The organism is Nostoc sp. DSM 114167 (assembly GCF_052692655.1).
In genome coordinates, this window is the sequence record NZ_CP195116.1 from 6,124,977 (window position 1) to 6,150,141 (window position 25,165).

A 25,165-nucleotide genomic window follows, 5' to 3' on the forward strand; every position below is an offset into this window, starting at 1 on the left:
TATCACTTATTGGCGATCGCGCTGACTATCAGTTTGAATTGCTTTCTGTAAATCAGCCGCCTCATCATCACTCAAAATACCCGCAAATTTTGCTAGAGGATGATGACTACGCGTTGTCTGAACCCGATGCAAAAAATCTAACATTACTTTGACTAACTCATCTGGAAGCTCTGCAATTTCTTGGATAAGCTGCTCGCGGCTAGTCATACATTTGCCCTCTTTAGCAAAGTTTATCGTCAATATTATAACGAATAGAGATGTGGCGATCGCACATATCTAAATTTGGTTTCTAGCTATCTCTGTGATTATACCTGCAATCAATTATTTGGCATTGTTTACAAAATCGAGCGATCGCTAAGTCAGAAAAACTTCATCCACCAAAGATTTGCGGTGCGTTAGGCTGGCGTGACAAAGCTAAATTGTGGCAATCATGGCGATGCCTACGGTGGTCACTGAGCGCAGCCGAAGTGTTGGCTACGCTTACGCATTTGTTGATTTGGAGTTCGCAATTGTTGATTTGGAGTTCGCAATTGCTGATTTGGCGATCGCAATTGTTGATTTGGAGTTCGCAATTGCTGATTTGGAGTTCGCAATTGTTGATTTGGCGATCGCAATTGTTGATTTGGAGTTCGCAATTGCTGATTTGGCGTACGCAATTGCTGATTTGGCGTACGCAATTGTTGATTTGGCGTACGCAATTGCTGATTTGGAGTTCGCAATTGTTATTTTTGAGTCAAGCAAACGCTCCCCTTACCAAGGGTACGGTGTATATACAAGTCTGAAATAGCCGATCGACGAGGGTTTTACCCCACCCTAACCCTCCCCGTATGTATTGGGGAGCCACTGCGTTGGACGGGTTTCCCGGCTTGAAGCAAGTGGCGTGAGGGAACTGGATTTATTTTTCCCCCCAATACATCGGGGGGATTAAGGGGGGTAATTCAATATTAAGTTTTAACCATGATAACCGTACAGTTACTCTTGCGAGAAATATTCTCGGCAATATTTCCTTGAATCGCTTGTTGCAGTAAACTTTCACGGCTAGCTCCCAGGACAATCACATCACTGTTGTCAAGTTTTGCACAATTAAGAACAGCATCAGAAACCGAATTGGCACGAACGGGAGTAGTCATCACTTTACCACTAACTCGGCGTTGCAGAAAGCGAGCAGATTTATCTAGTAATGTTGTGTCAGGAATCGAGTTAGTCGGCTGGAAAACTTGACATAGCTTGATTTGGGGTGATGTACTTAAAGAAGCAAGAGCAGGTAATAACTTAATTGCTTGACTGGAGTTAGGGCCCCCTGCCATTGGCAACAACCAACGGTCGAAGGATCTTTTATCATCCAATTTAGCCAAGATCACATCACAAGGAGCCTGTCGAACTATGGTATCCACCACTCGGCTAAAAACTCTACCAGGAGTTGATGTACTGCCTTTCCATCCCATCAGCACCAAGTCAATGTGTCGTTCTTTGACAGTCTCCAAAATTGCCCCTGCAACATTATGGGCAACTCGGATCTGGGTGTGAACGGGAATCCGCAAATTCTCTCCTAAAATTATTGCCTGTTGCAAAAGTTGAAGACTTTTGCTGATTTGCACTGGTGTTTCCGATGGGATGCGGCTAGACGAAACGATAATCACTTGTAGGCATTCTATTTCGTAATTGCGATCTTTGGCGATCGCAACTGCCATGTCTAGTAAAGTCTCGGCTGTTTGCGGATGTGAAAGCGGTACTAACAACCTTCCTTTGCCTGTAGCCGGAGCGCGAGTTTGGTAAACCACATAAGAAGGTGCTGATTTACGTTCTATTTTTTCGTTACCACTGAGTCGCTCTGCTTCTACACGGATAATATCACTACGAGTAATAATTCCTATGAGCTTGCGATTTTCGGTAACGGGTAAGCAGCTGAGGTGATAATGATTGAGTATATGCAGTACATGAGCCAGTGTTGCTGTGGGATTTACTGTCACTGGCTCTGGTGTCATAATCTCGCCGATAGTTGTATCTTTGCCTGACTGTTGCGAAGCAATATTAATTAAATCTTGCTGAGTTACAATACCAACAACTTTACCATTTTCTAAAACTGGAAAGTTGCGATGGTGAGAGTTGGAAAATGCCTGTACTGCTTCATCAGTACTCATTTGGCTAGAGAGAGTTTCCACCCGCCGTTGCATCACATCTACGGCACTCAGTTGTGCCAGAAGCCCCTCTGTGCTAGGCTCTTTGGTGATGTGAATTCCTTTCCACTCTAGTAGAAGGTCGTAGAGCGATCGCCGATCGATTTTTTCTGCTACTAAATAGGCAACCACAGACGCAATCATCAGCGGTAGCACCAGATTGAAATCTGTTGTCATCTCAAACACAATGACAACTGCGGTAATTGGTACTTTGGAGACGGCGCTAAAAAAGGCAGCCATGCCCACATGAGCATAAACTGTGGCAGCACTCATTCCCAGTAAACTGTGTTCCACAGCACCCACTAAGTAACCAAGGGCAGCTCCCAAGGCTAAGGTGGGAACTAGTAAACCCCCTGGCGCTCCAGAGCCGTAGGTAAAAATAATTAGGGTAAACTGAACTAAAAAAGCGATCGCGGCAAATGACCAATTAGCACTACCCACAAGCAAAATTTCTCTCAGCCCAGCATGATCGCGAAAAACAGCAGGTAAAAAGGCGATCGCCACACTACTGACTAACCCAGCAATTCCAATTCGCCAGGATAAACTCAACCTTACCAGACGGCGGTTAATTGCTAGACTCTCAAGAATACCTTTATTAAACAGAATGCCTAAAAGTCCCGCCAGCACTCCCAAAATCAAGTAGAAAGGGATTTCTTGAGCGAAAAAAGTTGTATCGGGAAGACCTAAATTTGCATGATTCAGATCCAGGCTGTGACTACCATAGAGCCGAGAAATCACTGAAGCGATGAAAGAAGCCAAAATCGCAGTACCAAGAGTGATACCTGAGACATCTTGGAGTAATTCTTCCACTACAAATAGTACACCTGCGATCGGTGCATTAAAAGCCGCAGCTAACCCAGCCCCGGCTCCGGCGGCGATTAGTTGGCGACGATGCTCTGGTGAAGTCGGTGCCCAGTTACTAAGTTGATTTGCCAAGGCTGCCCCAATTTGGACAGTTGGCCCTTCTCGTCCTAAAGGCATTCCCGAACCCAAGACTAATGTAGCGCCAATCAACTTGACCAAAGCAATCCGTAGATTTAATGGCATTGGCACGCGAGCCAATACGGCTTTGACTTCAGACATCCCACTACCTGATGCTTCCGGTGCGAAGCGCTCTACTAGCCAACCAGCTAAAAGTCCCCCTATTAATCCAATACCTGGTAGCACCAAGTAGGCAGGTAAAAGGTAAGAAAAACGCACTCGCAATGCGCCTGCCCAATCCACTGCCTGTCCTAACAGAACTGCCGCTAACCCAGAAACTAGACCAATCAGGCAAGCTTCCACGAAAGCCAACCGTTTGGGTCGAAGCAACTGACGCCAAAGCCTCAACCAGAGAATTTTACCCTTGACTAACATATTTTTAGCGATCGCTTGTCATCAATGAAGGTATCATAAATGTCTGAAATGTCTTACCGTTCACTCTATTCATAGCTTTTCGTAAAAAAATGAAATCAGAATGAAATTTTTCTCTGCCTAAAGATAGATATGCTTTTTACACTCTTGGGGGAAAAGGGTAAAGGGACTTTTGCAGAACCTTTTCCCCTTCCCTTTTCCCGACAAATGCCAAGAAGTCTAGTTAAACCTCATCTATGTTGAAACCTAGAGTTTTTTAAAAAATATATTTTTGTAGGTTGGGTGGAGTGAAACGCAACCCAACATTACCACCAAATTTTATGTTGGGTTACGCTATCGCTGCACCCAACCTACAAAACTCGTAGAGGCAGGGAACAGGCAATAGGCAATAGGCAATAGTGAAGAAGAGGATTATAAGTGTACGGATTTTTTTCAGAAATCAAACCGGATTCCTATAGTTATTATAATGTTTTATACAAAATTGACCATGAGTTTATTAATATCACAGATATTTTGCCAATCCGTGAGATGATTCAAAACTGAGTAAAGTCTTTCGGGTTTGCGTTAGGATTTACGCATAAAGATTTTCTCAAAAAATTGAGTGTAAATTTACTATTAATGCTGCCAATCATACATTAATCGTCCATAGCGATCGCGCACAAGTTCCCATTCCCCATGACGATATCGTGGTCCGTGATAACGTATAGAGCGATAGTGTCGTCGATAATAATGTCGTCGATTCCACTGGCGTTGATAATAATATTTTCCAGTCCGATGCCGTCTATGATAACGTCGTCGAGTCCGTCGGTGAGCTAAAAAAAACTCTTCATTTTGCTCTCCAATTAATTTTTTTTGTACGTCAATACTCTGTTCATTTAGAACTGTGTTGAGAGTGTTCTCTTTGGCTTCAACCAAAGTAGGTGGATAAATGAAGGCTAATAACAGGAAGACAATTGAGGATAGCTTTTTGAAACGGTTCACGTCTTTGCTTTTCCTAAACTATTGGTAATAATTTTATTTAATACTTAAGTTTAGTAATTATATAGTTCAGAATTTACAAATTTGATTAACGCAAACGTAATTAAAAGTACATATAGCAGTTCCCATTCAGATGATGAAGTCGCAAAAATGATGAGTGGCGATGATATTATTGGAAGACTTTAAATACTTCAGCCTAACAATGCATTCGCTATCCTAAACCTTTATAGAGCTAAGGTCATAAATACGCTGTTCGGATCGTCAATAGACATCTTGCAAAATTTACTTTTGCAAGATGTCTGAGAAAGTTAAAGGTTAAAGGGTAAGTGGAAATTAACTATTCCTAACATCCACGCTTTCAAGATGTCCTAACCTTTAATTCGCTTGCTATACTTGTTCATTCATCCTCTTAGCCATAGTTAATTAGTTTTTTGCAGATTGCTAATTGTCAAAAATATTTCATCATCAGCGATCTGGCTATTATAATCAATGTTAATTTGAGTTGGATAACCAAGTACTGGATCGTATTGTACAGTCAAGTTTGCGGCTTTACGAATCAGCGCATCCCTGATGATATTAAAGAGTTTAGGAATTGTATTATATTGTTGAAATAATTCTGCCTCAGCCGGCTTTTGAGTTGCTTTATAAGTAATAGAACTTGTGACTCGATTACGTACTTTAATAATCACTGGTTCTGTAGCTTTAGGTAAACAATTGCAACTTCTAGTGAATTCATAGCGATAGTTAGAGATTTTTTGCCGTTTCCATAATCGGTAATTAATCTTAAATTGTTCTAAGGTTAAACTACTAGGTGCGGGGGTTTTGGCTACCTGTATAGGAGGAGGTTGAGATATTACAGGTGCACTAAAACCTAAAGATGCCACTAAAACAGCACTAATTGCAATTGGTAAGCGCATATAAATCCATTTTTAACTCCAACTGCTCACTTTAACCTAGCTTCAAGATGATTGCCAAAACATTGAAATTATTTGTGACACTCAAAGCTAGTATGGTATTACGCAAAGAAAATTGCATATTGTTTTTAGAAACACAAATGACTAATAACTAATGACTAATGACAGTCTATATGGAAAATAGGGCGATAGACCTCTTGCAAAAAGCACTTTTGCAAGAGGGGGAAAAGGGAAAAGGTTAAAGGGGAAAGGGACTTTTGCAGAACCTTTTCCCCTTCCCCTTTACCCTTTTCCCAACTTATGCAAGAAGTCTAATATATAGGCGCATTAGCTTATCAGCTGTATATGTTTTCTGAAGTTAAAAAATGTCTCATGTTAGCCGTACCTTTGGCAGTGGCACAACTGGCTCAATCTGCAACTGGTTTTGTCGATACGGTAATGATGGGCTGGTTGGGAAGTCAAACCATTGCATCTGGAGGTTTGGGAACTGCGATCTTTACTTTTTGTCTGTTGATTGTTGCTGGTATCGTTTCTGCTGTCAGTCCGTTAGCTGCCCAAGCATACGGAGCCGGAAATAGAGAAAAAGTTGGCACAATTGTCCGGCTTGGACTAGGGATATCTCTGGTGCTAGGAATACCAATTACATTGCTGCTTTACAATGGAGGTGCTTTACTACTTTTACTAGGACAGGATGCTAACACAGTAGCACTAGCAGAGATTTTTTTAAGAGCGATCGCACTGGGTTTTATTCCTGGTTTGGGCTTTGCAGTACTTAAAAGTTTTCTTTCTGCTCTGTTGCAACCGCAATTAGTGATAGTGACTGTGGTTTTGGGTACTCTGTTCAACATCACAGCTAACTATGTACTGATGTTTGGCAAACTGGGATTCCCGGCGCTGGGTTTAGCTGGTATCGGTTGGGCAAGCACGTTTTCACTTTGGAGTATGTTTGTTGGTTTGACAGTTTATATATGTAATCAGCCTCGCTTTGCAGTTTACGGTATTTTTCGACCTTCGTCTCACGAAGCCTTTCCTCTAGAGCATCGCCGGATCGTTGGCGAGATTTTTCAGGTTGGATTGCCCATCGGGGGGCTGATTGCGGTCGAAGCCGGACTGTTTACCGTTGTCACTTTATTGATTGGACAATTGGGAACAAATGCCCTGGCTGCCCATCAAATTGCTTTACAAACAATTTCGATGTCATTCCAGATGGCACTAGGCATTTCTCTAGCGACAACAATTCGTGTTGGACTGTTAGCCGGACAGAATGACCTAGTTGGCACTCGTCTAGCTGGATATGTAGGCATTGCCATTGCAGCTTTAGCTATGGGTGTAGTAGCCATTGCATTTTGGCTAGTACCAAAGTCGATTATTTCTCTTTATATTGACATCAACAATCAGAACAATGCAGATGTGGTTGCCCTCGCAGTGAAATTGCTAGCAGTCGCGGCAATTTTTCAAATAGTTGACGGCGTACAAGTTACTGCCGCAGGAGCATTACGCGGACTCAAAGACACTCGAATCCCAATGTTAATTGGCATTTTTGCTTATTGGTGTGTTGGTTTATGCACTGGTTATACTTTTGGGATCTCGTTGGGGTCTGGAGCTATTGGTCTTTGGTGGGGATTGGCTATTGGTTTAGCCAGCGCTGCAATCATCCTAACTTGGCGGTTTAGCACCAGGAAAACTAATAACTATTGAAGAAGTTAGGAGTTAGGAGTTAGGAGTTAGGAGTTAGGAGTCAGGAGTCAGAATTCTGTTTTGATAAACACAGATTAAGTTAAAGGCAAAAGTCCTCAAGCAACTAAATTATAGTAAATTAGGTTGAATGAAACAACAAATCTCAGGTAACGGATTAACTAAATTTCAAGTACTGATTATGGCGATCGCATCTGGAGTGTGTGTTGCTAACGTTTATTATAATCAGCCAATTCTCAAAGATATTGCATCTTCCTTTCAAGTTAGCGAAAGTGAAGCGGGTAGCATATCTGTGCTTTCGCAAGTTGGTTACGGTTTTGGGCTTTTCTTTTTAATCCCCTTGGGCGATAAAATCAACAAAAAAACATTAATTCTTTCCTTGCTTATATGTTTGTTTTGTTTGTTGATAGCCATGACGTTTTCACAAAATATCGTCCAGGTTTGGATATTGAGCATAGCAATTGGAATTACAACAGTCTCCGCTCAGGTTATTCTGCCCTTAGCAGCAAGTATCGATAGAGTAACTACAGGACAAACTGTCGGCAGTATTTTTACTGGTATATTGATTGGAGTTTTAGGAGCAAGGGTTTTTAGTGGATATATTGCTGAAAGTTTGAGTTGGCGTTATGTATATGGATTTTCAGGAGTAATGATTTTAATTGTTACTGTCTTGCTAAAGATTTACTTGCCTTATGTAAATAATGAGTACACTGGAGATTATTTTGATTTATTAAAATCAACGCTGCAACAATTAAAACGTTTTTCTTTATTGAGAGAAGCATCTTTAATTGGGGGATTAATGTTTGGTGTTTTTTGCTCATTTTGGACAACGTTGACTTTCCATTTAAGCGGAGCGCCTTTTAATTTTCAATCTGACACAATTGGGATGTATGGCTTTGTGGCGATCGCTGGTGCATTAATGGCACCAATTTTTGGTAAATTAGCCGATAGAGGTAATTCCCAACGTTCCTTAACTATTTCTGCATCTCTGGTGATTGCAAGTTTAGTAATTGCTAAAATTGCTTCTAGTTCAGCGCTGGCGATCGCTGTTGCTGTATTGTTACTAGATGTAGGCGTACAGGCAATTCAAGTCACCAATGTGGCAAGAATATACACTCTTGATGCTCAATCGAATAGTCGCATCAACACAGTGTACATGACTACCTATTTTATCGGTGGTGCTGTAGGTACTAGCATTGGTCTATTATGCTGGGATTTTGGGGGCTGGAATTTGGTGACTTGGCAGATGTTAGTTTTTACTTTGCTTGGATTTATTGTTATAGTCAGACCCAAAATCACTACAGCAAGCATAAATAAAAAATAATGATGGCGATGCTGTAAAATCTGCGATTCAAGACTCAGATTTTACCCTAGCATTGCTTTTTGCCAAATTTTCTTGTGGGATGGGTGTCCCCACCCGTCCCAGATTTAGGGCGCTCATGTTGGCCACCCCACAAGATGGGTAATTTATTTCTTGTAATTCCTGATAACAACGTAGATTACGGAGTCCCCTTGTTTTCTCTTCACCACTTTAGAGTGTCAAGAAAGGTTGTGATTTTAGTCTACATAATCTGTTGGTAATTGCGAATCAGGAGTGTTATTTGAAACTATTGGACGGCTACCATCTATATCTAGGGTATCTTGAACTTTAAATTTACTCTTGGCGATGGGACGTTGACCATCTATGTCAAGAATTTCCTCAACTTCTAAATCAGTAGGGTCAATTGGACGCTCACCGTCTACAGGTAGTATCTCATGTTCTTCAAAATTACTCTTAGCGATCGGGCGTTGACCGTCTATATTAATTGTTCGATCGCTATGATTTTTATCTTTCGCAATTGGGCGTTGACCATCTATATCAATTGTTTCCTCAATCTGAATGTTACTTGGATCGACTGGACGATGACCATCTACATTAATTGTTTTAGTTGATTGAGGTTTATTAGATAATGAAGTTATATTAGTTTCATCCACTTTTTTATCTCGATTTAAATTATTATTACTCTTATTTTTGTTTTTGTTATCCATGTTTTTTATTGTTATTTTAGACTATTTATCTGCTATAGATATCATTTTAAAACCTGTTTATTTCTCTAGCTAAAGAGACTAATTTGAGTAAATAGCAGGAAAATTTGTTTCTATAAAAATATACTGAAGTAGAATCAAAAAATCCTCTACCACAGCACAGAATATATCTCTAACTTTAGAGGTATTTTTCATATTTCAAAAAATACTTAATTAAATTGCTGGAGGAATGTGAGATTCTATAACTGGTAGGAGCCATCTTTTAGGGTCTTTTTTGTGCTTTCACGCAAACATCTAAATATTTTTATGCAAGTCGTCTAGTACAACAAAGCAAAAGTAAAAAGAAAGAATTCTTATGCTGCAAGCTTTTTACCTATTTCAAACGGTATCCCTATTTCCGCCGCTTTGTACTAGTTTCATTTTCATCCCAAATCAATATCGGTGCTATAACAACCCAGGAAACTTATTCTTATAGTGTAAATACAAATCGGCTTTTTGTATGTTTTTATACTATTAAGTAGCAGTAAAAACCTTCGTATTGAATCATATAAACTTTTCAGTAGTTATAACAAATTATACATAAACTTTATAAAAATATTGACAAAGTATTTTTATTTTGCCAAAACATTTATATCAACAATCAGCTATTAGCAATCATTACGTCATTTTCTAACTAAGGGAGAATGCATACCGCATTTTCACTTAATTTTATACTGCTTAGTTTTATTTACTAAGTATTATCTCTAAATTTATTCCTTTACCAATGAGACTATATGAGCATTCGTTTTTTCCATATTCCTTTAAAGAAAATAATCCACTTTTCTATGCTCGCTCTAGCTACGACTGTAGCACTTACAACCGTTGAACCTAGTCGCAGTAGTACTACATCTGGGTATCAATGGAATCAAGTCTCTATAGGAGGAGGAGGCTATGTTACCAATATTTATCTGCATCCTTTAGAGAAGAATTTAGCCTACATTAGAACCGATATAGGTGGCTTCTATCGTTGGAATTCGTTAGAGAAGAAATGGATTCCATTAATAGATCACTTTGGGTCTGATAAAAGTAACTACTATGGCGGAGAAGGATTAGCGCTTGACCCTAACAATCCAAATGTTGTCTATATTGCAGCAGGCAAATATACTGGGGCTGGCTTAGGAACAATCTTCAAATCGACCAATAAAGGTCAAACCTGGAACAAACTGAACATAGATTTGCCAATGGGTGGCAACGAAACTAAGCGATGGACGGGGGAAAGACTGGGAGTTAATCCATTTAATTCTAATATCATCTTCTTTGGTTCGCGTTTGGATGGGCTATGGAAGTCGGTGAATGCTGGTCAAACATGGAAAAAAGTAAGTTCTTTCTCTGGAAAACCTAATGCATCCATTGGTATTACAGGAATTTTGTTTAGCAAAAAGAATGCTGGCTTGGTTTATGCAAATGCCTATGGAGACGGAATATATAAGTCTAACGATACAGGTGTTACCTGGAGCAGAATAGCCGGAAGCCCATCAAAAGTAAATCGAATGGTGCTTAATAGCAATGGAGTGCTGTATGTAACGCACACTTCAGGAGTTAGCAAATATGCAAATGGGGCTTGGAGCAATATTACACCGACTAACATCAAAACTATTTCATTTAATGGGCTTTCTGTAGATCCCAATAACTCCGATCGCGTTTTAGTTACTTATGACCAATACCATGAAAGTACTAATTACTCTAGAGTCTTTCAATCTACCGATGGTGGCGCTACATGGCAACAGAAAAGCCATTCATTGAATCCTCAAGTACCTTGGTGGCCAAACTGGTATTTTGCTTCTGCGGCCTCAGCGATTGAATTTGACCCAAATATTGCTGGCAAAATTTGGTTAACAGACTGGTATGGAACTTGGCAGACAGACAATATCAATGCTAACAAGCCTATGTGGTCTAACTATGAAAAAGGACATGAGGAAACAGTTGCTTTTGAACTTATCTCACCTCCAAAAGGCTCACTATTGTTAAGCGGTTTGGCTGATGTAGAAGGCTTTAACCACGGCCAGAAATTAGATACTTACCCATCTACTCAATTGGGTGGTAGTAACGGCCCTTGGTATCAAGAAACATACAGCATTGCCTACAGTGAAAAAGATCCCTTACGTATGGTACGTGTTGGCGGACATCGAGGGTTCAACACCTTTACAGGAGGAACTTCCACAGATGGCGGACATACCTGGAAGAACTTTTCCTCATTTCCGCAGAACATTATGCCACTACGGGTAGCTATGTCTGCAACTAATCCAAGTTTATTTGTAGCGATCGCCAGCGAGAAACAACCTATACGTACAACTAACGGTGGAGTTTCTTGGAGTGGAGTATCAGGTTTACCCAACGGGCCCAAGGGACCGTGGTATTGGGGTCAACCATTGGCATCAGACAAAGTAAATGGCAATATTTTTTACTACTACAACGATGGCAAAGTCTACCGCAGTCAGGATGGAGCTGCATACTTCAGTCTTGTCAACTCAACACTTCCTAGCGAAGATTGGTCAATGCTCAAAACAGTTCCAGGGGTGAGTAACGAAGTTTGGATAAGTCTCAATTCAAATGGACTTTATCGTTCAACCAACGGTGGTACGAAGTTTGCCAAAATAGCTAGTGTGGAGAAAGCTTATTTATTTGCCTTTGGCAAACCACAAACAGGAAGTACAATTCCAGCACTATATTTATATGGCAAAATCATTGGTATGGGAGGAGGAATTTTCCGTTCTTTGGATAGAGGGCAAACATGGACAAACATTTCTAATCCTCTATATCCCATCGGCAATGTCCCGAACGTGATGGAAGCTAGCAAACAGCAATTTGGACTAGTCTTCATTGGCACCGACGGTAAAGGAATCTACTATGGAAAACCAAATTAATATAGATACATTGCATTCCCTACAGAATTGGATGTCACTACCTGGGTATCGCTGTTGTCGCAAGAAGTTATAAGTTTAAGATAACGTAGACGCTTTGGCTTGCCGCAGGCTACCGCAAAGGAAGAGAGATGAGAAGAGAAGAGTTTGATGTGGGTGAGTATGTCGATCTGATGGGGTTGTTGGATTTAAAGATCGAAGATGAGTATCGTGATGGTGTGGTGGCAAATTTTGAGAGAATTAGAGCGATCGCTAATTTGGTAAATTCTTTCGCTTTACCAGAGGAAATTGAAGTTGCACCAGTTTTTGAACCATAATTGCTTCGAGAATAGCTATGTTGATGTTTTAGTGAAGTAAAAATTATTGCTGACTGCTATTACTCAAAAAGCTAAACGTGCTATCTCTTAATATTTCAGCATGAATTTTGATTCAGCCGATGCCATAACAATATCAACTGCTGTACGCGAAGGTAGAACTAGCGCTGTGGAGGTTACGAAAGCTGCGTTAACACGAATAGCAACGCGAAATCATCTATTCAACTGTTTTACCACTATAACTGCTGAGACAGCTTTAACAGATGCAGCACTAATTGACAGGGAAATTGCCCAAGGGAATAATCCGGGAATGCTGGCTGGTGTGCCTTTTGCGGTGAAAAATCTCTTTGATATCGCTGGTTTAACAACTCTGGCGGGATCGAAAATTAATGCAAAAAATCCAGCCGCAAGCCTTGATGCAACAGCTATAGCGAAGTTGAAGCAAGCGGGTGCTATTTTGCTTGGTGCTTTGAATATGGATGAGTACGCTTATGGGTTTGTAACAGAAAACTCCCATTACGGTGCTACTCACAACCCCCATGATTTACAGCGAGTTGCTGGTGGTTCATCGGGTGGTTCGGCGGCGGCGGTTGCGGCTGGGTTAGTACCGCTGACGCTGGGTTCTGATACTAATGGTTCAATTCGCGTTCCGGCGGCGTTGTGTGGCGTTTTTGGTTTCAAGCCAACTTATGGAAGATTATCTCGTGCTGGAGTAGCTTTATTTTCTAGTAGTTTTGACCATGTTGGCCCTTTTGCGCGTTCGGTGCAGGATATCGCTACGGTGTTTGATGTGCTTCAGGGAGAAGACGATCGCGATCCCATTTGTACAAAGCGTCTACCTGAATTATGTTTACCACAACTCAAACAAGATATTTCTGGTATCAGAATTGCCATTGCAGGCGATTATTTTACCAAAGGTGCAGAAACGGCAGCTTTCGCAGCAGTGCAAAAAGTAGCTGATGCAATAGAAGTCACTGAATACGTAATCATACCAGAAGCACACCGCGCCCGTGCCGCAGCCTTTGTGATTACAGCTAGCGAGGGTGCAAATCTGCATTTGGATAAGTTGCGCTCGCATCCTGAAGATTTTGATTTCGCTACACGCGATCGTTTTTTGGCTGGGGCGTTAATTCCTAGTAGCTGGTATCTCCAAGCACAACGGTTTAGAAGATGGTATCGCGATCGCGTTCGGGAAGTTTTTCAAAATGTCGATGTCATTATTGCCCCAACTACACCAATTTCTGCACCATTAATTGGTCAACAAACCATGATTTTGGATGGCGAAGAAATTCTTGTCCGTCCTCATTTAGGGCTATTTACTCAACCATTATCTTTTATTGGTTTACCCGTTTTATCAGTACCAATTCAGTGCCAAAATGCATTACCTTTAGGTGTGCAATTGATTGCAGCACCATATAATGAAGCGTTAATTTTACGGGTTGCGGCTGCGTTAGAGGCAAAGGGTGTAGTTTCAGCACCAGTAATTTTAAACGCTCTTAACTCAGAGGTTGTTTGAAAAATCTAATTTATTACATACAAAAACGCGATAAATCCATCACAAAGACGCGATAAATCGCCGTCTCTACAATTATTAGTGCGCTGCTAATTCTTTGAAAATAATTGTTTTGTTTTCACGCCCTACTTAATCCTGGTTATATCCCCGAAAAGACTTAGTATCAAACATCCTCTAACTTAATTGATTGCGAAACTTACTAATACTAATAGTTAATAAGACAACAGCAATACTAAGCAATGCCAGAATGTGCATCCATAACACATCTAAACCAACTCCTTTAAGTAAAATTCCTCGAACAATGGCAATGTAATGACGTAAGGGATTTAGTAGAGATAGGACTTGAAAAAAGGGGGGCATGGCTTCAATAGGGGCAAGCACCCCAGAAGTCTGCAATATCGGCATATTGACGAAAAATGACATCAATACCACCTGTTGTTGCGAACTGGAAAACATCGCCAACATAATACCTATACTGATCCCAACCAGCAAATAGATAATTGACAGCCCAAAAAATAGTAGAAAATTTCCACGCAACGGTAAACCAAAGACCAGTTGTCCTAAAGTCAAAGCTAGCAGAATATCTCCCATGAGCAAAAACGCTAAAGGCAAAATTTTGGAAAGCAAAATTTCCCAGTTTGCGGCTGGTGTCATAAGTAATTGCTCCAAAGTTCCGCTATCTTTCTCTCGTACAACAACGACTGATGAAACTAGTGTTCCAACAAGCGTTAACACTAAACCCATGACTCCTGGCACAAAATACCAGCTACTTATTAGTCCTGGATTATATAAAAATACCACTTGAAATGATATCGGAAAATTCAGTTGGGTTTGCCCAAAGTTACGATTATAATTTTGAATAATCTGAGTCATGTAGCCATTGGCAATGCCTGCTGCGTTTGCATCCACTCCATCAATGAATACTTGAATCTCAGCTTCTTTTGTTGCCAGCTTTCTAGGAAATTCTGGTGGAATAATCACCCCTAGATTGAGTTTACCTTCTTCTACTTGACGGCTCAAATCTTTCTCAGATGTTGGTACAGATTCGATGCTAAAAATACTATTAGAGGTCATTGCTTGAACAAGTTCCCGACTAGCACTTACATTCGCATAATCAATGACACCCAATTTCAAATTATGTACATCGGGATTTAGTGCAAATCCATAAAGTAATAATTGCATCGTTGGTGGTACAATCAACAGAATAATTAACTGCTTATCTCGTAAGATTTGATTTATTTCTTTGCGAAGTAATGCCCAAAACGAACTATTAAATAGTCGTGAAACAAACATATTGGTTAATAGCTGCAACATCTGAGAATAATAAGTTTAATAAGGTAATTGCATCTTACCTAAAGCACGGCGTGTTATATTAAAAAACACCAATCCAAAAACAATTAGTACGATTAAATCAAACCAAACTCCTGCCCATCCAATACCCCTAACAAAGGAATCACGAGTGATATCTATAAAATAGCGGGCGGGAATTATGTTAGGTATAAGTGACAGGGGAAAGGGAATGTTGCTAATAGGATAAATAAAACCAGAGAGTAATAGAGAGGTAACAAAACCAATCACAGAGACACTTTGTACAGCAGCATTTTGGTTACTGCTTCGTACTCCAAATAGCAAACCAAATAAAACACTGTCTGTAAGAAAAAGGAGAGTTCCTATTAACAAGGTGATAGAATTGCCTACTAAGCTAACCTGGAAAATTAGCGAACCTAGACCCATGACTGCGAATGCTTGAAGGATAGCTATCACTAGGTAAGCTAGTCCTTTACCAAGTAACAGTTCAGTTGCACTTATACTAGAAGCGTAAAGTTGTAAGATGGTGCCTTTCTCCTTTTCTCTCACCATTGAAATCGCTGTCAGTAAAGAGGGAAAGATCCATAAAACCACAGCGTAGACTCCCGGTACAATATACAGAGACTCTAACCGACCGGGGTTAAACCATAAACGAATTCGAGGTGTGACGCTGTTATTAGATGTTATCAGTCCTTGCTCCTGCATAAAAAAATTCGTCACTCTCTGAATGCTATTTTTTATGACACGAGCATTATTGACATCTGTACCATCAATCAGTACTTGCAGCGTAGTATTTTTACCAGCTTGCACATCTCGGCTGAATTGAGGAGGGATAATGACTGCTGCCTTGGCAATGCCACGGTCGATAGCATCCCGCACCGGATCGTTTCCCGACCATTGGGTGGGCATAAACTGATTGGTGGCGTATAGTCGCTCAATATAGCTATTGCTAATGTTTGTGCGGTTAAAATCTTGCACAATTAAGGGAATATTTTTACTTTCTAACCGGATTGCAAACCCAAAAATGAGTAACGTTATAAATGGCAGTATAAATGCTAACGCTAATGTCAGGCGATCGCGCTGAAACTGTACTAGTTCTTTGGTAAACTGAGCAAAAATCCGTTTCATAAAAGCTATGCTAATTTGATTCTGAATTCTGACTCCTGACTCCTGAATTCTTACATTATCCCTAACTAAGACAATACGATATGTGTTGTCACCAGAGCTAAGATAAATACAAAATCAACTGCCGAACCAACTAGAGAACCAAAAAACTTTGTCGGTAAAGCATTGCCAAACAACATTACCACTGTTCCCACAAACATCCAAGGCCATTGGATTTCACGCCAAATGTAGAATCCTGCCACACCAACTAACAAAGCGATTAAAATTGTCAAAATTGGCGCTTGACTTTTTTTCGGTTTATATCGCAGACTGCCAGCAACGTTTATTGGTGCTAGTTCCAAGTGCTTAAGATTAGTAAACAATCCCAATCCAATCAAACCAAATGTAATCGTCCAGCAACCAGAGAACAAAATCGGTTTACTTGCCCAGAATACACCAGCAGCACTAGCTAGTCTAATGGCTACTACCACCAACAATGGAATCAATAAATCATGTAATAAGAAGCGCAGACGATTAAGAAATTTTAGGAAATTACCTTCATTAATTAAACGACCTAGCGAAATAATCAGATTGTCATAGGTCATTCCAGCTACCACTAATAGCAGCAATAATATGTTGGCATGGTGTGAGTGTTGCCATAAACTTATGCTCCATGTAGCTAAGAGCAAATTAGCTACCGTATAGAGTGGATATAAGATAGCCCCCATAATTTAATTCCTAGTATTTTTAGAGAACGAAAGTTTAGATTACAAATTTAACTTCTATATATTCTTAATTCGGTTCAGCTAATCAACTGAAGCTTTTAAGAAATTAGGTATGAGCTAATAATTACCATCTGGAACAAGCAATGTTTTATACTTTATCATCACTCGATTTGAAATAGTGTAAAGAAATAATTCGTTTTTGATTTTTAAATAACTCTGTAAAAAATTAATTCCAATGTTGAATTAGCATCAAAAAATAAGATGAAATACAATTGATTTAACCTCAAATCTTGAACTTTTCGTCTAAAAGCGTGCTTTTTCAGGTCAAGGTGAAAATTGCACAAGATATAAGTCGGGCTAGGGCAAACACATCTAAATAAACGTCAAGTCGATGAACCTCTCCACAACCCCTTTCCGACGCAAAGAGAGGCAGAAATATTCTTCGTTTCCAATGAGAAAATCATGATTTCAAAGCCTCTCGAAGACTGGGGGAAAGGAATGGAAGCGGGATTTTTTAGATCCGTCAAATTTACGTTAAATAAAATTTCAAAGCCTTGACTGAAATGAACATATACTTGCATTGCACAATTAGCGACATTATAAGCACGACGTTAAAAAATGAAGGGCTAGAGTAAAACTTTAACTCCAGCCCTAAATATACAGCTTTAGGTAATGCCTAAAGCATTAATTTGTCTAAGTGGGTGAAGTCACACCAAAGGTGGCTGATCCAAAATCTAAGCGGAAATTGTTTACCGTACCTTGAAGGACACTTTGACTGGTTCCATTGGCAAGCGAGCTTCCACCATTAGTAAAACCTATGAATGTTTGTGAGGTTGCTGCAGTAATTTGAACACCAGCTGCACCCCAATGAACAGCGTCCAAATCTGTAGCTGATACTTCTTCAAGCAAGCTAGATTGTAATTCAGCGATTTTGATATTAGCCATAATTTCCTCTTTGAGTTTTCTTGGTAGTACGTTGACGTATCTTATTTACTATGCTTCTAAAATTTTCCCTGATGACTCTTAAGAAGGGAAAGACCGTGAGAAAGCATCAGCATTAAAAGTAATAGTGAAAGATGGCGATCCAACCCCTGCTTGAATGCTACCAACTGCTCGAGTATCGTTCGTAATCCTTCCCGATCCAACATTTATACCTGTGGCAAGAGAAGTTCCACCTGTAGTCACTTGGAAATCATTGCCTCCTCCATTAATTAACCGTAAATCGGCATCAGAAAGTTTCTCGAATTGGCTTTCTGGCTGCAATTCAGATATTTTTATCGTAGCCATAGATTCTATCTATTCAAAAGAGATGAATTGAAATTTGTGCTGTGTATGTTTGAATTTGCAAACATAACTCTAACGGTCAGAGTACTTCCGTTAAATTCTATTACAAAACTTGAAAAAGCTTTAGGTAATGTCTAAAGCATTAAGTTGTCTAAGTGGGTAAAGTAATACCTTGGGCTGCTGATCCAAACGTTACGAAGGCATTTCCTAGTTGACCATTAGCGAAAGTAAAACTGCTTGAATTGCTAATCGTTGATCCACCACTAGCAAAACCTAAGACACCTCCTGAGGTTCCTCCAACAGCTTGAATACCAGGTGCACCCCCATGAACAGCGTCCAAATCTGTAGCTGATACTTCTTCAAGCAAGCTAGATTGTAATTCAGCGATTTTGATATTAGCCATAATTTCCTCTTTGAGTTTTCTTGGTAGTACGTTGACGTATCTTATTTACTATGCTTCTAAAATTTTCCCTGATGACTCTTAAGAAGGGAAAGACCGTGAGAAAGCATCAGCATTAAAAGTAATAGTGAAAGATGGCGATCCAACCCCTGCTTGAATGCTACCAACTGCTCGAGTATCGTTCGTAATCCTTCCCGATCCAACATTTATACCTGTGGCAAGAGAAGTTCCACCTGTAGTCACTTGGAAATCATTGCCTCCTCCATTAATTAACCGTAAATCGGCATCAGAAAGTCTCTTGAATTGGCTTTCTGGCTGCAATTCAGATATTTTTATCGTAGCCATAGATTCTATCTATTCAAAAGGGATTAATTGAAATTTGAACTGCTTTAGTTCAACACAATAACTATTAAACAATTCAGATAATTTTGCAACACTTCTTTCCTTAACTTTTGTAAATTTATTTTTGATATATTTGCTAAAAAACAACAATTTAGATGGAGTATAACGCCACCCAAATTGTTGTTTTAGTTTTTAATTATCAAAATAATTAATATCTAAATTAGAACTGGGTTGATAATTCACTTTTAAAGGAATTATCTTGAACACCAGCACTTTCCACACCATGATTGATCGAAACAAAATTCAGGAGACAGGAGTCAGAATACCCTTCTTGTATTCTGATCGAAAAAGCGGATAGCGCAGCGTAAAGCCTGCGGCATAGCAACTCTTAGAGACGCTACGCGTAGCTTGCTTTTCTGCAAGAGTACCCTTAGAGCGAATCCGCGAACGTCTGAATAAGCGGGTTTAAGACTCCCACAAAATTGTAGATTTAGTAGTCTTCCCTACGGAAAGCTACGCCAACAATTAGTTGCGGGTCTGAACCCCCAAATGAATTGATTATGATTTCTGAATTCTTATTTAACTAAAAGTGCTTAAAGCAAAAGCAAACACTTAAAGCCAAAGTGCCAAACAAGCGAGTTGTTATTTTATTTGACTATAGAGTTAGCTCGACTTTATCCATTTTTAGCAAAGTGAATATTATCCCTGAAATCTTTGTGCAAAAGTAGTTTTACTTTTTTAACTTCATCAGTAATCTGTGATGTTGAAAAAGTATTTGCCAAAAAGCCAGGGTTTTTGCTGGATAAGGAAAACCAGATTTTTAATTTTGGATAAAGTCGAGTTTAGAGTATGTTTGAATTTGCAAACATACTCTAACGCTCAGAGTACTTCCGTTAAATTCTATTGCGAAACTTGAAAAAAGGTCTTTGAGGCTAACGTCGTGTTAGTTTTTCTTAGATGGTTTTACTATTGCTTGAATTAAAGTTCCAGCCGTTACTATTTTATTACCGGCAGGGTCTAGAGATATTGAAGAAGTACTAAGACTTCTAGCATCTATAGTAGCTCCTGTGTCGTCGTAAGCAGCGAATGAGCCAGTTGTGAACGCTATAATCGTAGTACCAGCGCCTACAACTAAGTTTTCGGCTTTCTCATCATTTAGAGATTCTAAATAACTCTGCTGGCAGTCTAAATCACGAATTTTAAGCATACTTCTCCCTTGTTAACTTCCTGTTTACCTTTGATTAACTTCCTATTTAGGATTATTCTCTAAGTACAATCTCTTGATTGCTTTTTCGTGCCACAAAAAAGAATAGCACTATTAGAAATTAATAAATAGTAGTTTTACATAAAATTTTTGCATATCATCCATAAAAAAGCTCGTCCTGTCAAGCTGTTTACCTCATTTTGTCTTTAGAGGTTGTTTAAAAAGTCTTTTGCTGTGACTGATTTTAGGTACTTTCAAATCCTCTGTATCCTAGTCATAGAGACCTTTTAGCGCACAATCGCAATAAGTTTACCAATATGAGATTAGAGAAATCATTAAGAAGTTGCAATGGAAGCATTACTACTTATGCGAAGAATATTTAGTTGCTTTTCAGGCGATTTTAAGAACAGTAGTGGTTCGCGAATATCATTCGCGAACCGTAAATAGATAAAATGATTTTTCGATTTCAGGTATTAACAAGCGAGTCTGTTATCACACACAAAAATACTGTGCCTATTCTCCGTTGGTATATATATCGTTGGCAGATAGAAGAGTATTATCAAATTCTGAAATCTGGCTGCAAAGCCGCAAAGCGATCGCTTGATGGGTGAGAGATATCTTTGATGATAGGTTTTTCGACTCTAATTGCCGCACAACTATTAAGAATGACTTATTTATAGCGTTCAACTATTAAGAACGACTTATTTGTATTGAACTAAACTACAAATTGTTTGCTCGTAGATGTAAAATAAATCACAGATGTATCTGCTGCTTGAAAATACACCTCCAAAGCAAAAATAATGTTGGATTGACTACTATTGATTGGACAATACGCGCAATAGTGTGGGTGGGATAATACTTAGAATATATAAAAAATAGTGTAATTAAGATACAAGTTTGGTGAAGAGGTTAGTTAGAGTTGGAAACCTTGTACCAAAATGGCTTGTTGTATTCTTTACTACATTTTGTTGCACTATTTATTACATTTTGTTGTATTGTTTATTACATTGTGAAATCAATGATTTAATTTTAATTGTTTAAAAGCTTTGTAAAGCCAAGAATGGTTTGTATAAATTATTCGCGAACCGTAGAATTTTTGTTTTATGCCTAATAACTCAAAACCCTTGCCCCAAGAAGATTTATATGCACGCATAAATTGCGTAGTTCAAGCTAAAGAGCATCTTGAGAAAGAAATCCAAGCAATAAGTGCAAGTGCTTCGGAAGAAGTAGCTGCATCTTCCTGTTGGATTGTTCGCTATCTTGCTAAAGGCAGGAAGTCTGTATATTGGTATTATAAATTACATGCTAGTATGGCAATATTTCCAACAAAGACTGATGGTAAGAGTTCTCGTTACAAGCATTTAGGTAAAGCTGGTAGTCAAGCATACCTGGATGCTGTAGAACAAATTTTTCTCAAAGCCAAAATCGAAGCATTAGATCGTTCAATTAAAACTTTAGACCAGGGTTTGAAAGATTTAATCGAAGAAACTTCTAAATACAACAAAGATTAGTAGTGGGTTTACGAATAATGTACCCGCGAACTACTCTCGCTTCTTATATCCTGTGAAAAGTCAGGAGTAATAACGAATAGCGTACTCCTACGGTGAAACAAGCTACGCACAGCATCTCGTTGGCGCAGCCTTTCATAGAGAAGAGAAGAAAGAAATATTTAACTAAACTGTATTGTACTATACTTCATCAAAAGCACCTGGATAAACAACCTTGCCTTGATACTGCTTTTGATAGTTTTGCAGTGCTTTCACCATGAAAAATTCCTCTGGTACTGGAAAGGGAGACTCGATTTCATAAACAACAGAAGGCTGAAAACCAAAGCGAGTATAGAAGTGGGGATGACCTAGTACAATTACTATGGCTTCTTTGTTTGCCTCTGCTATTTCTAACCCTGCTTTTATGAGTGCGCTGCCAATTCCTTGTCTTTGAAACTGTGGACGAACTGCTAAAGGCGCTAAACCAAGTACCTGGAGTGTTTCTTCACCCACTAGATCGATGTAGCTGAATAAAATATGACCGACTACAACATTTTCAACCTCTGCAACTAGAGAAAGTTCTGAGATATAACGGTCAGAATTGCGAATTTTCTCTACAAGTTTAGCTTCGTTTTCCTGCCCAAAGGCTAATGTATTTACCTCTGTTATTGCTGTGTAGTCTGACAGAGTTTCACAACGAATATCAATCATTTTAAGAGGTTGTTTTAAAAGTGGTATATTGTGATTTTAATCGAATTATTATCCCCTTATAAATCTATCGTGTATACACAAGTTGAATTACCCCCCTTAATCCCCCCGATATATTGGGGGGAAAAAGAAATCTGGTTCCCTCGCCAATATATTGGGGAGTTACTGCGGTTTTGGGGTTTCCCCAAGTGGAGCAACTGCCGTCAAGTGGCGTGAGGGTTAGGGTGGGGGAAAAAATATTTAATACATCAATTATGACTTTTTAAACATCCTCTAAAACTAATTCCAGAAAAATCCAGTCGGCTCGATGTTCTAGAGGAATCTCGGTTTTTTCCAAATACGGCTCAATATTCTGAAAGCCAAATACACGATGAAGTGCATGTGCTTATTTTGCCAACTGGGCACTGTCTAAACGTATCCTTGAGTAACCAATGTAGGCGGCTTAAAAGTTAGGTGTAAATGTCTCAATTTTATCAAAAGATTATAAGTTCATTTGAGGGATTTGCTAATGCGATCGCAGAATTGTTTGCTCAGGCTCCGAAATGAACAATTCTATTTTTACTTTATGTCAATAGGCTATCAGAAGGAATGAAAAAACGCCTTTAGAGAGAATCGGCAAACAATGAGAGTGTGGTAATGTCCAGTTCAATATTTCTTTGGCTGCATAGTATCACTTCACTGAAAAACTGGAGGTAGGGAACAGAATGGAAATTGATTTTACAACTATTTTAGGGCTAGTAGCAGGAGTACTGACTACACTCGCATATCTCCCTCAACTTATTAAAACTTGGCAGTCCAAATCAGCCAATGACCTTTCTTGGAGTATGTTAATTATTCTTTGTGTAGGTATTATTTTATGGTTGATTTATGGTTTTTCTGTTCATGATATTCCTTTGATTGCTGCTAACATTGTTACCTTACTTATTGCATCGGTGATTTTAGTGCTGAAGATTAGGTACAGCTCAGGTACAGATGAAGAAGGCAAGAAACAGGAAGCACAAGGCAGAACCGAAACTACATAGATTAAGAGTTGATAGGCAGGAAACAAAAGTCAAATGCCAAAGGTAGAGACGCGATTAATCGCGTCTCACAAGAGTCATCTTGGCATTTGTGGGGAATTGGGTTTGGGGTAAAGGGGAAAGCGGCTCATAAAATTGCAAGAGGTCTAGTAGTTCGCTTTCGTAACTTGGCTCTTTAAAGGGCAAGGGGGAAAGGGAAAAGATGTTTACTCCTTTAACCTTTAACATGAACCCCTTTTCCCAGCCCTCACCTAACAATTTTGGGTTGGCAGACTACTAGTCTCTACCTGGATAATTTTAAGCAAAGTTTATACCTCCGCTAAATAATTGCATAAAAATACACAAGTTATGACAATTACTAAAGTTGATTTCGCGCTTTGAGTTGCAGATATCGCTCAACTAACCGATCGGCAATTTGATTTGCTGGTGCATCTAGAACCAATACACCTTTTTGTTTCAATTGGGCATAAGCTACTTGTCTTTGCATTAATAAATCTAGTGCTACTGCACGGGTATAAGCACCTGCAACATCATCTGTAAAGGTGTGTGCTAGACGATCGATTTGTGGATCTCGCAAAGTCACGCAAAATGGCAGGTAGCGGGGTGCTAACTTGGAGAGTGCAGCTAGGAGTTCTGTAGAGGCAGTAACATCAACTAAATCGGTAATCACTACTACCAGCGCCCTCCGAGTTTGTCGCTGCACAACATTTGTTACCGCCCCCAAATAATCAGATTCAAATAATACCGGTTGAATTGGAGTTAAACGATCGATTAACTGATTCAAATGATGTTGACCGCGTTCTGGGGGAATCCACGTATGCATTTGGCGGTCAAATACACCAATACCGACGCGATCGCCTCGATGTAAACCTGCTAAAGCTAAGGATAAAGTTGCATTCAATCCCCAATCAAATCGCTGCAAATTCTGCACTTTTGCCGTCATCAGCCGACCGCGATCGAGTAATATCAGTAATGTTTGTTCCTGTTCTGGTTCTAGAACCCTCACCAGTGGCATGGCATTACCATAAGCCCCAACCCGACGGGCGGTAGCTTTCCAATCAATAAACCGCAAATCGTCACCCGTGCGATAGTTTCGCAGTTCGGCAAACTCTGTACCAATACCAGTTTTGCGAGATTGGCGCATCGCTCCTGATGATTGCAGTGTCAGACGAATGGTCAGCGATCGCAATCCCACTAAATCAGGATAAACTTTCACTGGCAGACTTTGGGGAATTTGCCAATCATCCCAAGCTAGTCCCCAAAGCCCCAGTTGTCGGACTTGAATATTTCCCCAAGGAAACTCTCCCCGTTGTGTTGGGTGGACGGTATACGTTAATTCCTCAGTGCTGTTACTGGGAACAATAGCGCCCAGTGCAGGTGCAGACACGCCAAATCCTGTTGGGTAATAGTCGCGGATTTCAATTTGAGCGTCGGTATTTTGTGATGTCACCTTTAGCACTACGGGATTATCTCGCCCAATGGATAATCGTGACGGTAATTCGCGGGTAATTTGCACGCGAGAACGCCGCACCCGCAAACCATCTGCAACCATCAGTCCGAGAATGATGGCATTAAATAGTACAGTTATGGCGATGGTTGCTTTAATGCTGATAAATAAGGATAGAATCGGGGCGATTGCTATACCCAAAACTAATAATAAATAAACTCGTTTGGAAGGAACCATTTTTTAAAGTGAGAAGTTAATAGCTAGGTAT

General features: G+C 39.7%; 24 protein-coding genes. 8 read left to right on the forward strand and 16 right to left on the reverse strand.

Translation table 11 applies throughout. The features are described 5' to 3' along the window. Window positions 1-6 precede the first annotated feature (6 nt). The 5 genes from NSTC731_RS26070 to NSTC731_RS26090 form a co-directional block, all read right to left on the reverse strand. Window positions 7-207: a hypothetical protein gene (locus tag NSTC731_RS26070; protein WP_445627472.1), complete on the reverse strand. Its 201-nt coding sequence runs from the start codon at window positions 205-207 to the stop codon at window positions 7-9. Between the two features lie 242 nt (window positions 208-449). Continuing rightward, a complete protein-coding gene (locus tag NSTC731_RS26075) occupies window positions 450-656 on the reverse strand; it encodes a hypothetical protein (RefSeq protein WP_445627473.1) in 207 nt (68 codons plus the stop codon). A 288-nt stretch (window positions 657-944) separates the two neighbouring features. Continuing rightward, the gene (locus NSTC731_RS26080) at window positions 945-3,533 is read right to left on the reverse strand and encodes a chloride channel protein (protein WP_445627474.1); all 2,589 of its coding nucleotides are present in this window, start codon (window positions 3,531-3,533) and stop codon (window positions 945-947) included. A 612-nt stretch (window positions 3,534-4,145) separates the two neighbouring features. After that, window positions 4,146-4,511 (reverse strand): hypothetical protein, encoded by a 366-nt coding sequence (locus NSTC731_RS26085; protein ID WP_445627475.1) that lies wholly within the window; start codon window positions 4,509-4,511, stop codon window positions 4,146-4,148. A 416-nt stretch (window positions 4,512-4,927) separates the two neighbouring features. Further along, on the reverse strand, window positions 4,928-5,425 hold the full coding sequence (locus tag NSTC731_RS26090; protein ID WP_445627476.1) for a DUF6174 domain-containing protein: 498 nt from the start codon (window positions 5,423-5,425) through the stop codon (window positions 4,928-4,930). A 342-nt stretch (window positions 5,426-5,767) separates the two neighbouring features. Here NSTC731_RS26090 and NSTC731_RS26095 point away from each other — a divergent pair, with 342 nt between their 5' ends. Then, window positions 5,768-7,120 carry an MATE family efflux transporter gene (locus NSTC731_RS26095; protein ID WP_445627477.1) on the forward strand — a complete coding sequence of 451 codons (1,353 nt, stop codon included), beginning with the start codon at window positions 5,768-5,770 and terminating at the stop codon, window positions 7,118-7,120. Window positions 7,121-7,247: 127 nt separating this feature from the next. Next, a complete protein-coding gene (locus NSTC731_RS26100; RefSeq protein ID WP_445627478.1) occupies window positions 7,248-8,441 on the forward strand; it encodes an MFS transporter in 1,194 nt (397 codons plus the stop codon). A gap of 233 nt (window positions 8,442-8,674) precedes the next feature. On the opposite strand, the gene NSTC731_RS26105 is transcribed toward NSTC731_RS26100, so the two are convergent. Continuing rightward, window positions 8,675-9,145 (reverse strand): hypothetical protein, encoded by a 471-nt coding sequence (locus NSTC731_RS26105; RefSeq protein ID WP_445627479.1) that lies wholly within the window; start codon window positions 9,143-9,145, stop codon window positions 8,675-8,677. An 821-nt stretch (window positions 9,146-9,966) separates the two neighbouring features. On the opposite strand from NSTC731_RS26105, the gene NSTC731_RS26110 reads away from it, so the two are divergent. The 3 genes from NSTC731_RS26110 (at window position 9,967) to NSTC731_RS26120 (ending at window position 13,872) form a co-directional block, all read left to right on the forward strand. Beyond that, on the forward strand, window positions 9,967-12,045 hold the full coding sequence (locus NSTC731_RS26110) for a hypothetical protein (protein ID WP_445627480.1): 2,079 nt from the start codon (window positions 9,967-9,969) through the stop codon (window positions 12,043-12,045). Window positions 12,046-12,173: 128 nt separating this feature from the next. Next, the gene (locus NSTC731_RS26115) at window positions 12,174-12,359 is read left to right on the forward strand and encodes a DUF4089 domain-containing protein (RefSeq protein ID WP_445627481.1); all 186 of its coding nucleotides are present in this window, start codon (window positions 12,174-12,176) and stop codon (window positions 12,357-12,359) included. 100 nt (window positions 12,360-12,459) lie between these two features. Continuing rightward, window positions 12,460-13,872: an AtzE family amidohydrolase gene (locus NSTC731_RS26120; RefSeq protein WP_445627482.1), complete on the forward strand. Its 1,413-nt coding sequence runs from the start codon at window positions 12,460-12,462 to the stop codon at window positions 13,870-13,872. A 171-nt stretch (window positions 13,873-14,043) separates the two neighbouring features. Here NSTC731_RS26120 and NSTC731_RS26125 read toward each other — a convergent pair whose 3' ends face one another. The 8 genes from NSTC731_RS26125 to NSTC731_RS26160 all read right to left on the reverse strand — a co-directional run bounded on the left by NSTC731_RS26125 (window position 14,044) and on the right by NSTC731_RS26160 (window position 20,239). Then, complete coding sequence (locus NSTC731_RS26125; protein ID WP_445627483.1) at window positions 14,044-15,162, reverse strand: ABC transporter permease; 1,119 nt, start codon at window positions 15,160-15,162, stop codon at window positions 14,044-14,046. A gap of 36 nt (window positions 15,163-15,198) precedes the next feature. Next, window positions 15,199-16,305 carry an ABC transporter permease gene (locus NSTC731_RS26130; RefSeq protein WP_445627484.1) on the reverse strand — a complete coding sequence of 369 codons (1,107 nt, stop codon included), beginning with the start codon at window positions 16,303-16,305 and terminating at the stop codon, window positions 15,199-15,201. A gap of 65 nt (window positions 16,306-16,370) precedes the next feature. Next, window positions 16,371-17,009 carry a hypothetical protein gene (locus NSTC731_RS26135; RefSeq protein WP_445627485.1) on the reverse strand — a complete coding sequence of 213 codons (639 nt, stop codon included), beginning with the start codon at window positions 17,007-17,009 and terminating at the stop codon, window positions 16,371-16,373. A 690-nt stretch (window positions 17,010-17,699) separates the two neighbouring features. Further along, window positions 17,700-17,951 (reverse strand): hypothetical protein, encoded by a 252-nt coding sequence (locus NSTC731_RS26140; protein WP_445627486.1) that lies wholly within the window; start codon window positions 17,949-17,951, stop codon window positions 17,700-17,702. A gap of 78 nt (window positions 17,952-18,029) precedes the next feature. Continuing rightward, the gene (locus NSTC731_RS26145) at window positions 18,030-18,293 is read right to left on the reverse strand and encodes a hypothetical protein (RefSeq protein ID WP_445627487.1); all 264 of its coding nucleotides are present in this window, start codon (window positions 18,291-18,293) and stop codon (window positions 18,030-18,032) included. A gap of 148 nt (window positions 18,294-18,441) precedes the next feature. Continuing rightward, window positions 18,442-18,693, reverse strand: coding sequence for a hypothetical protein (locus NSTC731_RS26150; RefSeq protein WP_445627488.1), 252 nt, complete (start codon window positions 18,691-18,693; stop codon window positions 18,442-18,444). Window positions 18,694-18,771: 78 nt separating this feature from the next. Beyond that, entirely contained in the window at window positions 18,772-19,035 is a 264-nt protein-coding gene (locus NSTC731_RS26155) for a hypothetical protein (protein ID WP_445627489.1), read from the reverse strand. A gap of 940 nt (window positions 19,036-19,975) precedes the next feature. Next, complete coding sequence (locus tag NSTC731_RS26160; RefSeq protein ID WP_445627490.1) at window positions 19,976-20,239, reverse strand: hypothetical protein; 264 nt, start codon at window positions 20,237-20,239, stop codon at window positions 19,976-19,978. 449 nt (window positions 20,240-20,688) lie between these two features. Here NSTC731_RS26160 and NSTC731_RS26165 point away from each other — a divergent pair, with 449 nt between their 5' ends. After that, window positions 20,689-20,847, forward strand: a complete 159-nt coding sequence (locus NSTC731_RS26165) for a hypothetical protein (protein ID WP_445627491.1) — start codon at window positions 20,689-20,691, stop codon at window positions 20,845-20,847. A gap of 492 nt (window positions 20,848-21,339) precedes the next feature. Then, window positions 21,340-21,747, forward strand: coding sequence for a hypothetical protein (locus NSTC731_RS26170; protein ID WP_445627492.1), 408 nt, complete (start codon window positions 21,340-21,342; stop codon window positions 21,745-21,747). Between the two features lie 177 nt (window positions 21,748-21,924). Here the strand turns inward: NSTC731_RS26170 and NSTC731_RS26175 are convergent, their stop codons facing one another. Then, window positions 21,925-22,434 carry a GNAT family N-acetyltransferase gene (locus tag NSTC731_RS26175; RefSeq protein ID WP_445627493.1) on the reverse strand — a complete coding sequence of 170 codons (510 nt, stop codon included), beginning with the start codon at window positions 22,432-22,434 and terminating at the stop codon, window positions 21,925-21,927. Window positions 22,435-23,135: 701 nt separating this feature from the next. Between NSTC731_RS26175 and NSTC731_RS26180 the strand changes: the two genes are divergently transcribed. Beyond that, window positions 23,136-23,453 (forward strand): SemiSWEET family sugar transporter, encoded by a 318-nt coding sequence (locus NSTC731_RS26180; protein WP_445627494.1) that lies wholly within the window; start codon window positions 23,136-23,138, stop codon window positions 23,451-23,453. 355 nt (window positions 23,454-23,808) lie between these two features. On the opposite strand, the gene NSTC731_RS26185 is transcribed toward NSTC731_RS26180, so the two are convergent. Then, window positions 23,809-25,134, reverse strand: coding sequence for a DUF58 domain-containing protein (locus tag NSTC731_RS26185; protein WP_445627495.1), 1,326 nt, complete (start codon window positions 25,132-25,134; stop codon window positions 23,809-23,811). Window positions 25,135-25,165: the final 31 nt, after the last annotated feature.

Excerpts from the sequence above, each read along its gene's own strand:
- NSTC731_RS26160 (WP_445627490.1), bottom strand. The coding sequence starts at position 20,239 with ATGCTTAAAATTCGTGATTTAGACTGCCAGCAGAGTTATTTAGAATCT.
- NSTC731_RS26095 (WP_445627477.1), top strand. The coding sequence starts at position 5,768 with ATGTTTTCTGAAGTTAAAAAATGTCTCATGTTAGCCGTACCTTTGGCA.
- NSTC731_RS26100 (WP_445627478.1), top strand. The coding sequence starts at position 7,248 with ATGAAACAACAAATCTCAGGTAACGGATTAACTAAATTTCAAGTACTG.
- NSTC731_RS26185 (WP_445627495.1), bottom strand. The coding sequence starts at position 25,134 with ATGGTTCCTTCCAAACGAGTTTATTTATTATTAGTTTTGGGTATAGCA.
- NSTC731_RS26145 (WP_445627487.1), bottom strand. The coding sequence starts at position 18,293 with ATGGCTACGATAAAAATATCTGAATTGCAGCCAGAAAGCCAATTCGAG.
- NSTC731_RS26105 (WP_445627479.1), bottom strand. The coding sequence starts at position 9,145 with ATGGATAACAAAAACAAAAATAAGAGTAATAATAATTTAAATCGAGAT.
- NSTC731_RS26180 (WP_445627494.1), top strand. The coding sequence starts at position 23,136 with ATGGAAATTGATTTTACAACTATTTTAGGGCTAGTAGCAGGAGTACTG.
- NSTC731_RS26150 (WP_445627488.1), bottom strand. The coding sequence starts at position 18,693 with ATGGCTAATATCAAAATCGCTGAATTACAATCTAGCTTGCTTGAAGAA.
- NSTC731_RS26170 (WP_445627492.1), top strand. The coding sequence starts at position 21,340 with ATGCCTAATAACTCAAAACCCTTGCCCCAAGAAGATTTATATGCACGC.
- NSTC731_RS26130 (WP_445627484.1), bottom strand. The coding sequence starts at position 16,305 with ATGAAACGGATTTTTGCTCAGTTTACCAAAGAACTAGTACAGTTTCAG.
- NSTC731_RS26175 (WP_445627493.1), bottom strand. The coding sequence starts at position 22,434 with ATGATTGATATTCGTTGTGAAACTCTGTCAGACTACACAGCAATAACA.
- NSTC731_RS26120 (WP_445627482.1), top strand. The coding sequence starts at position 12,460 with ATGAATTTTGATTCAGCCGATGCCATAACAATATCAACTGCTGTACGC.
- NSTC731_RS26165 (WP_445627491.1), top strand. The coding sequence starts at position 20,689 with ATGATTTTTCGATTTCAGGTATTAACAAGCGAGTCTGTTATCACACAC.
- NSTC731_RS26155 (WP_445627489.1), bottom strand. The coding sequence starts at position 19,035 with ATGGCTACGATAAAAATATCTGAATTGCAGCCAGAAAGCCAATTCAAG.
- NSTC731_RS26135 (WP_445627485.1), bottom strand. The coding sequence starts at position 17,009 with ATGGGGGCTATCTTATATCCACTCTATACGGTAGCTAATTTGCTCTTA.
- NSTC731_RS26080 (WP_445627474.1), bottom strand. The coding sequence starts at position 3,533 with ATGTTAGTCAAGGGTAAAATTCTCTGGTTGAGGCTTTGGCGTCAGTTG.
- NSTC731_RS26110 (WP_445627480.1), top strand. The coding sequence starts at position 9,967 with ATGCTCGCTCTAGCTACGACTGTAGCACTTACAACCGTTGAACCTAGT.
- NSTC731_RS26125 (WP_445627483.1), bottom strand. The coding sequence starts at position 15,162 with ATGTTTGTTTCACGACTATTTAATAGTTCGTTTTGGGCATTACTTCGC.
- NSTC731_RS26090 (WP_445627476.1), bottom strand. The coding sequence starts at position 5,425 with ATGCGCTTACCAATTGCAATTAGTGCTGTTTTAGTGGCATCTTTAGGT.
- NSTC731_RS26140 (WP_445627486.1), bottom strand. The coding sequence starts at position 17,951 with ATGGCTAATATCAAAATCGCTGAATTACAATCTAGCTTGCTTGAAGAA.
- NSTC731_RS26115 (WP_445627481.1), top strand. The coding sequence starts at position 12,174 with ATGAGAAGAGAAGAGTTTGATGTGGGTGAGTATGTCGATCTGATGGGG.
- NSTC731_RS26070 (WP_445627472.1), bottom strand. The coding sequence starts at position 207 with ATGACTAGCCGCGAGCAGCTTATCCAAGAAATTGCAGAGCTTCCAGAT.